Source organism: Mycolicibacterium wolinskyi (assembly GCF_002101965.1).
Lineage (GTDB): Bacteria > Actinomycetota > Actinomycetes > Mycobacteriales > Mycobacteriaceae > Mycobacterium > Mycobacterium wolinskyi.
Genome location: NZ_LQQA01000015.1, coordinates 735,086 through 748,701, shown reverse-complemented (window position 1 = coordinate 748,701; position 13,616 = coordinate 735,086). Strand labels below are relative to the sequence as shown.

Here is a 13,616-nt window from a genome sequence, read left to right as displayed (position 1 = left end):
CCCTTTCGACCGGCGGTTAACTCCTCGAGCTTAGTTGCGGTTGGTTCGCCAGGTTCTGCGCGTGGTCGATGACCTGTTTGAGGATGTTCTGCTGGCGCTCGAGTTCCTTGACCCGGGTGTTGCGTTCGTTCTCCTCGACCTTGGCCGCGGCCAGCGTGGCCTGCAGCGATTCGTTGAGCGAACGAGTCGTCTGGTTGGCGATCTCGCGGTAGTGGTCGCGGAGCTGACGCTGGATGCCCTTGAGCCGGTCCCGCGATTCCTTGCCGACGACGAATGCGACGTCGTCGACGAACTTGCGCACGTTGGTCTTCGCCTCGTTGCGCACCCGCAGCATGCGGTTCTCCATGTCCTCCTTGTAGGCCTTGCGGCCCAGCACCAGCCCGGCGCCCAGCGACAGCGGGTTGAACATGCCCAGACCCGCGAACGAGGTGAGCATGCCGAACATCAGCACGCCGCCGTAGGAGCCGCGCATACCCGTGACGACCTTGTGGCCGGCCTTGATCGGCTTGGCTTCCAGGCGCGCGAGCGATTTGAACTCGCCGAATCCCGCGCCCATGTCCCGCGCGTCGATCTGGGGCATCTGCACCGCGTCCAGACCGGCCTCGGTGAATGTCCGTGCCACCTCGGCGGCCAGCGCTTCGGCGCGCTGATACGCCCAGACGAAGTTGTCGCCGACCGCGGTGGCGACCGCGTCCTCCAGTTCGGCACCGATCTCGGCCCAGTGCAGCGTCGGATCGCAGCTGTCGATCACCTTCTCGGTGTGGGCCGAGATGTTGCGGAACCGGTGGCGCAGGTCATGGTCGACGTCGGCGGTCAGGTCGGCGATGCCGTCGCTGAGTACCTGTTGCCATAACGCGGTGTGCTGCAACGCATCCTGGGCCTCCTGCTTGCGACGCTCCAGATCGGCGGTGAGACGCTCGCGGGCGTCCGGATCGGTGAACGAGGACAGCTCGGAGTTCACCGCGAGCAACAGATGCTCTGCGGCCGAATGGATCTCGGACACCACATGGTCGCGGACGCGATCGTTCTCGCGCGACAGCACCCGATCGGAGAGGAACTTCACGATGGCCGGGAAGTTGGATTCCTCGTTGAGTTCCTTGTCGTTGAGCTGGATGGCGTGGCTGCGCAGGGCCGACGAGACCGGAGTGATCGGGACGTTGAGCCCGGCCCGCTGCAGGTGGGCGGTGTTGGCGTCGACGATCTGGCGCCAGTACGGGTAGAGGTCGGTCTTGGTCGCGACAATCGTTGCCAGCGGGCAGATTTCGAGCGCTTGACGGATGAACGTCATCTCCGGCTCGGTGAACTCCTGGCTGGTGTCGCTGACCATGAGCATGGCGTCGGCGTCGGGCAGCAGGCCCAGGGTCGCCGACAGATGCGGCTGGCCGTGCCCGCCGACGCCGGGGGTGTCGACGAACGCGAGCCCGCCCTTGAGCAGCGGGCTCGGAGCGGTCACCTCGACGCGCAGCACCTCGCGGCCGCCGGCCTGCGGGGCCCGGCGCAGGTCATTGGTGACCTCGGACGGCGGAATCTCGATCAGCTCGGGCTCGGCACCGTCGGGCCGCGCCACCACGAGCCGCGCCGACGCCTGCTCGCCGTAGGAAACGACCGTCGCCAGCACCGTGCTCTCGTCGTCGCCGACGCGCGCCACCGGGATGTTAAGCAGTGAATTGAGCAGCTGGCTCTTGCCCTGTTTGAGCTGGCCGGCGATGACCACGCGAATCTGCGGGTCGTTGATGCGCACCTTCGCCGCCCGCAGCCGCTCCACAAGGTCGTTGCGGTCCTTGGCGGCCGCGATCTTGCTGGCGTAGTCGATCAGCTCGACGATCACCTTTACTTTGCGCGGGTCGTTCGGTTGCGTCATGGATTCCTCCTGCCGGGCTCAACGGTAGGCGCACGAACGGGGCGGGGACCACCCGCGTATGAGATGGTCCCCGCCCGTTGCGTTATGCGGTTGTTCGGATCAGAACGCGTCGAATCCGGTGTTGTTGTTGGAGGCGACGTCGGTGTCGGTTTCGTAGCTGTTGCCCGACGCGAGAGCCGTGTTGGTCTCGTTACCCGACGCGAACGCCGTCTCGTTGCCCGAGGCGATGTCGTTGCCCGAGGCGAACGCGGTGTCGTTGCCCGATCCGATGTTCGATTCGTAGGACGACGAGTTGTCCTCCCAGCTGGTGGACGTGTTGGTCTCGACCGCGGTGTTCACCGAGTTGTCCTGGGTGTTGTCGCTGCCGTAGTCGCCGCCGACCGAGGTCTGGTTGCCACCCACCGCATTGGTGTCGTTGTCGGCGATGATGATCGAGCCCGCGTTGCCGCCGTCGCCACCGGACGCGTTGCCGCTGCCGATGCCGATCAGGCTGTCACCGCCGCTGGCACCGCCACCGTGGCCGCCGCTCATGTCGACGTCGCTGATGACCGGGCCTTCGTTGTCGGAGATCAGGTCGCCGCCCGCGGTCTGCGAGTTGTCCTCGACCTCGTTGTCCTTGCCGACCACGACATTCGAGCCGGATCCGGCGAGGATGTCACCGTTGTTCATGGTGTTGCCGTCGCCGAGCACGGCGCCGTCACCGCTGACGATGTCGCCGTCGTTGTCCCCGTCGACCACCACGCCGCCGTTGGTGGCCGTGTTGGTGGTCTTGTCGCCGAGGGTGATGTCACCGAAGCCCAGGTTGAACGCACCCTGCTGGGCGTTGGCGCCGGCGTCCTGGTTGGGGCTCATGATCGGGACGTCGTTGTGGCTCGCGAAGTCGGTGTTGTTGTGGCTGGCCACATCCGGCGCGAACTGCGTCTGCGGCGAGAACGGCGAGGCGATCGGTGCCGCGAACTGTGCCGGGATGTTGTGGTGGTCGGCGACCGCGCGCTGCAGACCCAGCACCGGGTTGCCACCGCCGAGCAGCACACCGGCCGGAGCCGCGGTGGCCGCGACGGCGTGCAGCTGAGCCGCGGTGACGTTCGGCAGGCCGGCGTCACGCAGGCTCCCGTCCGGGTCGGCGATGAACGATGCGGCAGAGGCCGGGCTGCGGAACAGGTCGAGGATGAAGTCGATCAGAGAGATAGCCATTGCTCCAACCCTTTCGGTTGTTGTTGGGAAGTCTTTTTCGAAGTCCCCCGCCGGGCTCTCCGGCGATCTGGAGACAACGTTATGGATTCGCCAACCCCCCGGAAACGGGGCCGGTTCCCCTCCCCGCACGGGGCCCGTCCGGGGTGGGGATCACGGCCCCGTTAGGGGATTAGGGGGTACGTAGGGGATTGCGGTTTGCGCAGGTGAAAAGCACAAAAGCGCACGACCATACGGTCGTGCGCTGTGCGAATCGCGGACGTGATCAGTCGAAGATGTCGAAACCGCCCACCCCGTCGGTGTGGTGCTGGTCGTCGACAACCGGCTGTGCCCAATCGTCGGCGATCACCGGGTCCGTGGTGATGGCATCGTCGATGACCGGCTCAGTGACCTGCAACGACGCCTCGTCGAACGGATCGGACACGAGCCCGGTGTCGGTCAGGGAATCCAGACCCGACGCCACGGTTTCGGTGGGCTGCTCGATGACCTGGCTCACCACATCCGGTCCGGCGTCGACGGGCACATGGTCGCCGAACGCGTCGAACGCCGCGGTGGCCGCGCCACTCGCCCAGACATTGCCGGCCGATTCAGCGCCGAAGGCGTCGAGTCCGCCGGTGGGAGCCGTCATCGACAGCGATTCCGACACCACCGGAATCAAGTTGTTCACGTCTGCGCTGGTCACGTCGGTCAGATGTGCGTCGGCGATGGCCTGGGCCGGATCGGCCGCGTAACGTGCGGCCGCGTCGGGATCACGCACGAGCGACATGACGAAGTCGAGCAACGTACTTGCCACAGCACACCTCCTTCCCGGTCGTCAACAGGCCCATGTCGGCCACGACTCGATGCTATCCAGCGGGACCCCGGCCGGGATCGGTGCCGAACCCACCCCTCTCGCGGCGCCATTAGGGGACTCGCCATTAGGGGATTGACGCCACTAGGGGAACAATGACGGGCCGTGGGGGATCGAGCCGCTATGGTGAGGGACGGCCCAGACAACAGGAGTGACGCCTGATGACCGACTCACTGGGGTTGTCGATCGGGGTGACCAACCTGGTGGCAGCCCGCGAAGGCCGCACACCGGTGGTTCGCCGATCGATCCTCACCCTATTCAACGACCGCGCACCCGAAGTGGGTGAGTTCAGCGGCGACGGTTTGGCCTTGACCGGGTTCGTCGAGCGCGTCGGCGATCCCGTGCCGATCGTCGCCGCGGACGGATCCCATCACCGCGGCGAGTTGGTGTTGGCCGAGGCGCTCGACGTGATGGCCCGCGCGGCCGGCGGCGGCGCGCCCGTCACGATCGCGGTCCCCGCCTACTGGGGCCCCGGCACCGTAGGGGCGCTACGCGGCGCGTTGCGGGGCAAGCCGGCCCTCACGCCGGGCGGTGCGCCGCCGGCACTGGTGCCCGACGCCCTGGCCGCGCTCGCGGCGTTGCGCACCGATCCCGGGCTGCCCGCCGAAGGCGTGGTGGTGCTGTGCGATTTCGGCGGCAGTGGCACGAGCGTGACGCTTGCCGACGCGGGCGCCGACTTCGCACCTGTCGGCCAAACCGTTCGGTACCAAGACTTCTCGGGCGATCAGATCGACCAGGCGCTGCTCAACCATGTCCTCAGCGGCATCGCGGCCGCCAACGACGCCGACCCCGCGGGCACCGCCGCCGTGGGTTCACTCGCCCGCCTGCGGGCCGAGTGCCGACAGGCGAAGGAACGACTGTCGGCGGAAACCGCGGCGGTGATCACCGCCGACCTGCCGGGGTTCAACTCCGATGTCAGGGTCACCCGGCCCGAGCTCGAGCAGCTCATCGCCGAACCGCTGGCCGGATTCGTCAACAACGTCGAAGACACGTTGCAGCGCAACAACATTGCGTTGTCAAGTGTCGCCGCCGTCGCGACCGTCGGCGGCGGTGCCGCGATTCCTCTTGTGACGCAACAGCTCTCGCAACGGCTACGCGCGCCGGTGGTCACCACACCGCATCCGCAGCTCGTCGTCGCGGCCGGGGCGGCCCTGGTCGCCGAACATGTGGCCGAGGCCGGCGCGCCGACCGGCATGGCTCCCGAGGTCGCCGCTGCCGACGCGCCGACCGGGCTCGGGCCCACCGCCGCCTGGGCGGCAGGTGCGGCGGGCGTTGCCGGCGCGGCGGGTGCCGCGGCTGCCGCCGATGGCCCCGAGTCGGCGACCTTCCGGGCGCTGGCGTGGTCGCAGGACGACGCTCCGCCGAACGAGCCCGTGCCCTACGCCGGTGGCGACTACAACTATGAGACCGAGCCGGGGGCGACAGCGGCGCGCCCGCCCGTCGAGTTCAGCCACGAAGAGGAGATGTACGACGCCGAACCGGCGCCACTCCCCTGGTACAAACGCCCGCCGATCCTGTTCGGTGCGGCCGCGGCGGCCGTGCTGCTCGCGGGCGGCGGTCTCGCCGTGACGCTGACGGGCACGTCTTCGGATTCGACCCCGGTCACCGAGACCAGCACGACGTATTCGATGGGCCCGTCTCCGGAAGGCCCACCGCCCGAGCCGATCACGACCGTGACCGTGGGCCCCGACGGCCAGGCGACGAGCACCGTCATCGTGCCCCCGCCACCACCGCCGACGACCACGACGACGGCTCCGACGACGACGAGCCCGACCACCACGACTACGACGACCACGACGACCACCACGACGTCACCGACGACGACCACCACGCGCACGACCACGACGACACAACCGACCACCACACCGCCCACGACGACGCAACCGCCGACCACGACACAGGCACCGACCACGACGACCGTCGAAATCCCCGACGTCCCAGTCGAGGACGGCGCCTAGGCCGACATGTCGAACCCGGCGCCGGAACGCCTCACGGATCTGCCGCCGGCCGTCCGCGAGGCCGCCGGCCGACTGCTCGACGCGCCGACCGAGCCGGCGAAGCTGTTGGTGTCCGGGGGAATCGGGACGGGCAAGAGCACCGCGCTCGCAGCCATCCGCGCCGCGTTCCGCGAGGCCGGGCGCACCGTCCTCACCAGGCCGTCGCGGACCACCGACGCACCCGACGTGGCCTTCGTCGTCGATGACGCGCACCTGCTCGACGATTCCGAAATCGACTGTCTCACCGAACAGGTCGCACATCCGGGGGCCACGGTGGTGGTTGCGGCCGAACCGCTCGCACATCGGCAGGCACTGCGCGCGCTGGTGACCGCACTGGAGCGGGAGAACCCGGTGGCGACGTTGGGCGCGTTGCCCGCCGCCGAGGTGAACCGGATCGTCACGGCAGCGCTCGGAGCGCCCGCACCGCCCGAGACGGTCCGGTCGGTATTGATCGCGACCGCGGGCCTGCCGTTTCTGGTCCGGGCTGCGGCCGGTGCGGCCACCCGTCCCGACGAGGCCGCCCGGTTCGCACTGATCGAGCGGCTCCGCCGGGTGGACGAGCAGACCCGCGACACCCTGCTCATCACGTCGCTGAGCCTGGAACTGGGACCCGACGACGTCGCCGCGGCGCTGCGGCTGACCGGCCCCGACGCGTTGACCTTGGTGGACCGGGCCCGCGCCGGCGGCCTCGTCGAGCCTTCGCACGACCGCAGGTTCCTGCGGCTGGTGCACGACTGCATCGCCCAGATCGCCGGCGCCGCAAGGCATCACGAGATCGAGTCGGCGCTGCTGAGCTCGCAGCTGGAACTGTCCACACTGTCGGCAGAACTCGCGGTGCGCCTCGCCGAGCACGGACTGCGCGACGATCGCCTGGCCGAGGCGCTGTCCGACCACGCCACGCACGCACAGGGTCAGCCGGCGCGGGCGGCGCGTCTGTACCGGGCCGCGGTGCAATCGGGATCGGCCGCGCAGACCACGCCGTTGGCCGATGCACTCGCCCTGGCCGGCGACTGCGGCACCGCCGGGCGCATGGCCGATGAACTGCTCAGCTCCGACGATCCGGCCGAGCGCGCGGCGGCCGTGCGCATCGCGGCCAGTATCGCGGTGCACGACGGAAGCGCGGCCCAGGCCGCCGATCTGTTCCGGTGGCTCGGCCCGTATCCGGATGCCGCGATCAGTTCGGCCGGGGCGGTCGTGCAGTTGGCGGTGGGTGATGGCGCCGCCGCGCGCACCGCGCTCAGTGCCGAACTCGCCGGACCTCCGACGTCGACCGCGCGCGCCGCCCGCAACCTGGCCGACGGGTTGCTGATGTCCCTCGACCAGCCGTTCGCGGTGACCATCGCGAGACTGGGGCAGGCCGTCACGACCGAGCACCAGACCGCCGGCGTCGCACCCGACACCCCGGCCGCCCTCGTCACCCTCGCGGCGCTGCACGGCGGCGACCCGGTACGGGCCCGCAGCGTGATCGGCCGGGCCGTGCGCGCCGGTGACGACGGCGCTGCCGCGTTCACCGCGTACCGGCATCGGCTACTGCTCGGCTGGGTCAAGATGCAGGACGGCCAGTTGGCCGCGGCTGCCGCCGATGTGTCCGCGGTCGAGACCGGGCCCGCCCTGCACCGGCGCGACGCACTGTGGGCGGCCGCGCTGCGCACCGCGATCGCGCGGCGCAGCGGGGACAGCGGTGCCGTGCAGAAGCACTGGTATGCCGCCATGGAGGTGCTTGCCGAGTACTCGATCGACCTCTATTCACTGCTGCCGCTCGGCGAGCTGTGGGTGGCGGGCGCCCGGATGCGCCAGATCGACCGGCTGCAGCACACACTGACCGAGGCGTTCGGCCTGTTGGATGCGTTGGGCAAGCCGGTCTTGTGGTCGGTGCCGTTGCATTGGGCCGGTGTGCATGCCGGGATCTTGGCGAATTCCCCGGCGGCGGTCGCGCCGCACGGCCAGGCTTTGACGGCGGCGGCGGGCCAGAGTGCATTCGCCAGGGCGCTGGCCAACGCGGGACGTATCTGGCTGCGGGTGCTGGCCAACCATGTCGACTCCGATGAGGTCACCGCGGCGGCACGCGGGTTGTCCCAGTACGGGTTGACCTGGGACGGAACCCGCCTGGCGAGCCAGGCCGCGCTGCAGACGCCCGACCCGCGGGTGTCTCAGGCCATGCTGCAACTGGCGAGGGATCTCAAGCAGACCAGTGCCGTCGATGACGCGCCCGCACCGATCGCCGCGCACACCCCGGCCGCCCAGCATTCCAGCTCGGGGCCGGCCCGGCTGTCCGATCGCGAACGCGAGGTCGCCGAGCTGCTACTGCTCGGGATGCCGTACCGCGACATCGGCAGCCAGTTGTTCATCTCAGCGAAGACCGTCGAGCATCACGTGGCGCGGATCCGCCGGCGGCTGGGCGCGGAATCGCGATCGGAGATGCTCTCGATGCTGCGCGCGATGCTCGCTCCGAAGCCCTAGCGACTGTTTGCCAGGACCATCGCAGGCGGCCGTTGGCCACCGTCGATGCGGTGAGAGCTATCCCACAGTGGCCTCCAAGTTAGGTAAGCCTCGGTAGCGGGAGGAAACTCTCAAATGTCACTATGAGCTGAAGGAAGCTAAGTTACCCACGGGTAACCATGCTCAAGTTACCGACCGGTAACACGCGAAATGGAGGCGTTTCGGTGGAGAGTCTCGAACACACGCTCGTTCTGTCGCGGCTGATTCTCGGTGTGCTCGCCACGCTCGTCGTGCTGGTGTTCGCCGCCAAGCGCATCCTGTGGCTCACCAAGCTGATCAACTCCGGGCAAACGGTCGGCGACGAGCGCGGACGCAAGGACCACCTCGTCCAGCGCTTCTTGAACCAGAACAAGGAAGTCTTCGCCCAGTCGAAGCTCCTCAAGTGGTCGATCCCCGGCATCGCGCACTTCTTCACCATGTGGGGCTTCTTCGTCCTCGCCACGGTGTACCTCGAGGCCTACGGCGTGCTGTTCGACCCCGAGTTCCACATCCCGCTCGTCGGCCGCTGGCCGGTGCTGGGCTTCCTACAGGACTTCTTCGCCGTCGCGGTGCTCGCGGGCATCATCGTGTTCTCGATCATCCGTATCCGCAAGAACCCCGAGCAGCTCGGTCGCGAGTCCCGGTTCTATGGCTCGCACACCGGTGGCGCCTGGCTGATCCTGTTCATGATCTTCCTGGTCATCGCGACCTACGCGGTGTTCCGCGGCGCGGCCGTCAACGTGCTGGGTGAGGACTTCCCGTACCAGTCCGGCGCGTTCTTCTCCGACGGCATGGCCGCGCTGCTGGCGCCGCTCGGACACACCGCCAACGTGTGGCTGGAGACGATCGCGCTGCTGGCCCACCTCGGCGTCATGCTGGCCTTCCTGCTGATCGTGCTGCACTCCAAGCACCTGCACATCGGCCTGGCCCCGATCAACGTCACCTTCAAGCGCCTGCCCGACGGCCTCGGCCCGCTGCTGCCGATGGAGCACAAGGGCGAGAAGATCGACTTCGAAGATCCCGCCGAGGACGCGGTGTTCGGCCGCGGCAAGATCGAGGACTTCACCTGGAAGGGCTACCTCGACTTCACGACATGTACCGAATGTGGCCGCTGCCAGTCGCAGTGCCCGGCGTGGAACACCGGCAAGCCGCTGTCGCCCAAGCTCGTGATCATGAACCTGCGCGACCACATGTTCGCCAAGGCGCCCTACATCCTCGGCGAGAAGCCGTCGCCGCTGGAGAGCACGCCCGAGGGCGGGCTGGGCGAAAAGGTGGGCGGCGAGAAGCACGACGAAGAGCACGCACACGCCCACGTTCCCGAGTCCGGCTTCGAACGCATCATGGGCTCGGGTCCCGAGCAGGCGCTGCGCCCGCTCGTCGGCACCCTGGAGCAGGGCGGCGTCATCGACCCCGACGTGCTGTGGTCCTGCACCAACTGCGGCGCGTGCGTCGAGCAGTGCCCGGTCGACATCGAGCACATCGACCACATCGTCGACATGCGCCGCTACCAGGTCATGGTCGAATCGGAGTTCCCCGGCGAGCTCGGCGTGCTGTTCAAGAACCTGGAGACCAAGGGCAACCCCTGGGGCCAGAACGCCAAGGACCGCACCAACTGGATCGACGAGGTCGACTTCGACGTCCCGGTCTACGGCGAGGACGTGGATTCGTTCGACGGCTTCGAGTACCTGTTCTGGGTCGGCTGCGCCGGCGCCTACGAGGACCGGGCCAAGAAGACCACCAAGGCCGTCGCCGAACTCCTGGCAGCCTCGGGCGTGAAGTTCCTGGTGCTGGGTACCGGTGAGACCTGTACGGGTGACTCGGCCCGCCGCTCCGGCAACGAATTCCTGTTCCAGCAGCTGGCCGCGCAGAACGTCGAGACCATCAACGAGCTGTTCGAAGGCGTCGAGACGGTCGATCGCAAGATCATCGTGACCTGCCCGCACTGCTTCAACACGATCGGCCGCGAGTACCCGCAACTCGGTGCCAACTACACCGTCGTGCACCACACGCAGCTGCTCAACCGGCTGGTCCGCGACAAGAAGCTGGTGCCGGTCAAGTCCACCGGCGGACCCGAGGTCACCTACCACGACCCGTGCTTCCTGGGTCGCCACAACAAGGTCTACGAGGCGCCGCGTGAGCTGGTCGAGGCCTCGGGCGTGACGCTCAAGGAGATGCCCCGCCACGCCGACCGCGGCCTGTGCTGCGGTGCTGGTGGCGCGCGCATGTGGATGGAAGAACACATCGGCAAGCGCGTCAACGTCGAACGCACCGAAGAGGCGATGGACACCGCATCGACCATCGCGACCGGCTGCCCGTTCTGCCGCGTGATGATCACCGACGGTGTCGACGACGTCGCCGCGGCTCGCAACGTCGAGAAGGCCGAAGTGCTCGACGTGGCCCAGCTGCTGCTGAACTCGCTCGACAAGAGCACCATCACTCTGCCCGAAAAGGGCACGGCGGCAAAGGAATCCGAGAAGCGGGCGGAAGCTCGAGCCGAAGCCGAGGCGAAGGCCGAAGCCGCTGCCGCACCCGCGGTCGAGGAGGAAGCCGCGCCGCAGGAGGCGCCGGCCGCGACCACCGCGGAAGCCAAACCGGTCACGGGTCTGGGCATGGCGGGCGCCGCCAAGCGTCCCGGTGCCAAGAAGGCCGCACCGGCCGCCGAGGCATCGGCCGCACCGGCCGCGGCTCCGGTCAAGGGTCTGGGTATGGCCGGCGGCGCCAAGCGTCCCGGCGCGAAGAAGACCGCAGCCGCACCCGCGGCCGAGGCGCCTTCGACCGAGACTCCAGCCGCACCGGCGGCCCCGGTCAAGGGCTTGGGCATCGCAGGTGGGGCCAAGCGCCCCGGCGCCAAGAAGGCCGCTCCCGCCGCGTCCGCGGCTCCGGCAACCGCGCCCGAAACCGAGGCACCGGCCGCGGAAGCACCGGCCGCCCCGGTCAAGGGGCTGGGCTTGGCCGCGGGCGCGCGTCGCCCCGGCGCCAAGAAGACCGCTGCTGCGGCGGCTCCTGCCGCACCCGCCGCCGAGGCACCTGCCGAGGCGCCTGCCGCCGAGGCACCGGCCGAGCCCGCCAAGCCCGAACCTCCGGTGGTCGGCCTGGGCATCGCGGCCGGTGCACGCCGTCCGGGCGCCAAGAAGGCCAAGCCGGCGGCTCCCGCCGCGCCGGCTCAGCCCGCTGCCGAACCGGCCCCGGCACCCGCTGCCGAACCGGCCGCTGAGCAGGCTCCGGAACCGGAAGCCGAACCGGCCAAGCCCGAGCCGCCCGTCGTGGGCCTGGGCATCAAGCCGGGGGCGAAGCGTCCCGGCAAGCGCTGAGCAAGCACTGCACGCAAGCGGGCGGCCACTTCCGAGTCGGAGGTGGCCGCCCGCTTGTATGTCGGGCCGGCGTGCTAGCCGCCGCCGTAGGGCGGCGCCTTCACGGCGGGCTTGGCCACCACGGGGGCGACCGTCCCGGTGTAGGTCACCGTGGTGGTCTCGCCGATCGTCATCGACCCACCCGACGCCACCACGGGCGGGCCTGCTTGTGCGCCACCGACCGCCGCGGCGATGACACCCATCGAAACGACGGCGCCGCCCCCGAATATCGCCGCGATCGTATTGATGCGCAGCCCTGCGAATTTCGTCATTGCAATTCCAATCCTGTTCGTCGGGTCGATGGCCTCAGACGCCCCTGGCCTGGGGAAATCGTCGGCCATCTGCTGATTGGCAGCCATCGTCGCGCAACGCCGAACAGGCGCGCTGACCGGTCAAGGCAATCCACAGCCGCTTCGCACGCAAACCCCAGAATCAATTCGTATGCCAATTCCCGGCGGTCCGGGGAATGTGGTTATGGACACTTCAACAATCGGCAAATTCAAATTCAGTGGACGGTGATGAGACCATGGTGGACGTGACTACCCATCAGTTGCCGTGGCACACCACCGGGCACCACCCGAAGCCGCGTACGTTCGCCCAGTCCACGAAGCTGCAGGACGTCCTGTACGAGATCCGCGGGCCGGTACACGAGCACGCCTCACGGCTGGAAGCTGAAGGGCACCGCATCCTCAAGCTGAACATCGGCAACCCCGCGCCGTTCGGTTTCGAGGCCCCCGACGTGATCATGCGCGACATGATCCAGGCCTTGCCGTACGCGCAGGGCTACTCCGATTCCAAGGGAATTCCCAGCGCCCGGCGCGCGGTGTTCACGCGCTACGAGCTCGTCGACGGTTTCCCGAAGTTCGACGTCGACGACGTCTATCTGGGCAACGGCGTCTCCGAGCTCATCACCATGACCCTGCAGGCGCTGCTGGACAACGGCGACCAGGTGCTCATCCCGGCCCCGGACTACCCGCTGTGGACGGCGTCGACCTCGCTGGCCGGCGGCACCCCGGTGCATTACCTGTGCGACGAGACGCAGGGCTGGAACCCCGACGTCGCCGACCTGGAATCGAAGATCACCGAACGCACCAAGGCGATCGTCGTGATCAACCCGAACAATCCGACGGGCGCGGTGTACAGCCGCGAGACCCTGGAGCAGATCGCCGATCTGGCCCGCAAGCATCAGCTGATGCTGCTCGCCGACGAGATCTACGACAAGATCCTCTACGACGACGCCAAGCACATCGCCCTGGCCTCGGTGGCCCCCGATGTGCTGACCCTGACCTTCAACGGCCTGTCCAAGGCCTACCGCGTGGCCGGATACCGCTCCGGCTGGCTCGTCATCACCGGCCCGAAAGAACACGCGAGCAGCTTCATCGAGGGCATCAGCCTGCTGGCCAACATGCGGCTGTGCCCGAATGTGCCCGCACAGCACGCCATCCAGGTCGCCCTCGGCGGACATCAGAGCATCGACGACCTCGTGCTGCCGGGCGGCAGGCTGCTCGAGCAGCGCGACGTGGCGTGGGAGAAGCTCAACGAGATCCCCGGCGTGTCCTGCGTCAAGCCCGCCGGTGCGCTGTATGCGTTCCCGCGGCTGGATCCCGAAGTGCACGACATCCACGACGATGAGCAACTCGTGCTCGACCTGCTGCTGCAGGAAAAGATCCTGCTGACCCAGGGCACCGGATTCAACTGGCCGACACCGGATCACCTGCGCATCGTCACGCTGCCGTGGGCACGTGACCTGTCCAGTGCGATCGAGCGGCTGGGCAACTTCCTGGCGAGCTACCGGCAGTAGGCCGGCGCGCCGAGAACACGCTTTCTGACAAGATTCGGCGTAGATCTGTCAGAAACCGTGGTCTCGGCGGTTCAGGGGGTCCCAGCCG

8 protein-coding genes are annotated in these 13,616 nt (G+C 68.5%); 4 read left to right on the top strand and 4 right to left on the bottom strand.

Annotation, left to right across the window (positions count from 1 at the left end; all coding sequences use genetic code 11):
• Nucleotides 1–16: 16 nt before the first annotated feature.
• The 3 genes from iniA to AWC31_RS17965 form a co-directional block, all read right to left on the bottom strand.
• Complete coding sequence (iniA, locus tag AWC31_RS17975; RefSeq protein ID WP_085145405.1) at nt 17–1,861, bottom strand: isoniazid-induced dynamin-like GTPase IniA; 1,845 nt, start codon at nt 1,859–1,861, stop codon at nt 17–19.
• Between the two features lie 99 nt (nt 1,862–1,960).
• Nucleotides 1,961–3,055 (bottom strand): IniB N-terminal domain-containing protein, encoded by a 1,095-nt coding sequence (locus AWC31_RS17970; RefSeq protein WP_085145404.1) that lies wholly within the window; start codon nt 3,053–3,055, stop codon nt 1,961–1,963.
• Nucleotides 3,056–3,317: 262 nt separating this feature from the next.
• The gene (locus AWC31_RS17965; protein WP_085145403.1) at nt 3,318–3,845 is read right to left on the bottom strand and encodes an Rv0340 family IniB-related protein; all 528 of its coding nucleotides are present in this window, start codon (nt 3,843–3,845) and stop codon (nt 3,318–3,320) included.
• A 218-nt stretch (nt 3,846–4,063) separates the two neighbouring features.
• Between AWC31_RS17965 and AWC31_RS17960 the strand changes: the two genes are divergently transcribed.
• The 3 genes from AWC31_RS17960 to AWC31_RS17950 all read left to right on the top strand — a co-directional run bounded on the left by AWC31_RS17960 (nt 4,064) and on the right by AWC31_RS17950 (nt 11,688).
• Nucleotides 4,064–5,860 (top strand): Hsp70 family protein, encoded by a 1,797-nt coding sequence (locus AWC31_RS17960; RefSeq protein WP_085145402.1) that lies wholly within the window; start codon nt 4,064–4,066, stop codon nt 5,858–5,860.
• A 6-nt stretch (nt 5,861–5,866) separates the two neighbouring features.
• Nucleotides 5,867–8,359: an isoniazid response ATPase/transcriptional regulator IniR gene (gene iniR / locus AWC31_RS17955; RefSeq protein WP_085145401.1), complete on the top strand. Its 2,493-nt coding sequence runs from the start codon at nt 5,867–5,869 to the stop codon at nt 8,357–8,359.
• 203 nt (nt 8,360–8,562) lie between these two features.
• Entirely contained in the window at nt 8,563–11,688 is a 3,126-nt protein-coding gene (locus tag AWC31_RS17950; RefSeq protein WP_234816891.1) for a 4Fe-4S dicluster domain-containing protein, read from the top strand.
• Between the two features lie 74 nt (nt 11,689–11,762).
• Here the strand turns inward: AWC31_RS17950 and AWC31_RS17945 are convergent, their stop codons facing one another.
• Nucleotides 11,763–11,999, bottom strand: coding sequence for a hypothetical protein (locus AWC31_RS17945; RefSeq protein WP_085145399.1), 237 nt, complete (start codon nt 11,997–11,999; stop codon nt 11,763–11,765).
• A 254-nt stretch (nt 12,000–12,253) separates the two neighbouring features.
• Here AWC31_RS17945 and AWC31_RS17940 point away from each other — a divergent pair, with 254 nt between their 5' ends.
• Nucleotides 12,254–13,528, top strand: a complete 1,275-nt coding sequence (locus AWC31_RS17940; protein WP_067853401.1) for a pyridoxal phosphate-dependent aminotransferase — start codon at nt 12,254–12,256, stop codon at nt 13,526–13,528.
• Nucleotides 13,529–13,616: the final 88 nt, after the last annotated feature.

Bases quoted from the DNA above. Each gene is read 5' to 3' on its own strand.
- AWC31_RS17960 (WP_085145402.1), top strand. From the start codon at position 4,064: ATGACCGACTCACTGGGGTTGTCGATCGGGGTGACCAACCTGGTGGCA.
- AWC31_RS17940 (WP_067853401.1), top strand. From the start codon at position 12,254: ATGGTGGACGTGACTACCCATCAGTTGCCGTGGCACACCACCGGGCAC.
- AWC31_RS17970 (WP_085145404.1), bottom strand. From the start codon at position 3,055: ATGGCTATCTCTCTGATCGACTTCATCCTCGACCTGTTCCGCAGCCCG.
- iniR (WP_085145401.1), top strand. From the start codon at position 5,867: ATGTCGAACCCGGCGCCGGAACGCCTCACGGATCTGCCGCCGGCCGTC.
- iniA (WP_085145405.1), bottom strand. From the start codon at position 1,861: ATGACGCAACCGAACGACCCGCGCAAAGTAAAGGTGATCGTCGAGCTG.
- AWC31_RS17945 (WP_085145399.1), bottom strand. From the start codon at position 11,999: ATGACGAAATTCGCAGGGCTGCGCATCAATACGATCGCGGCGATATTC.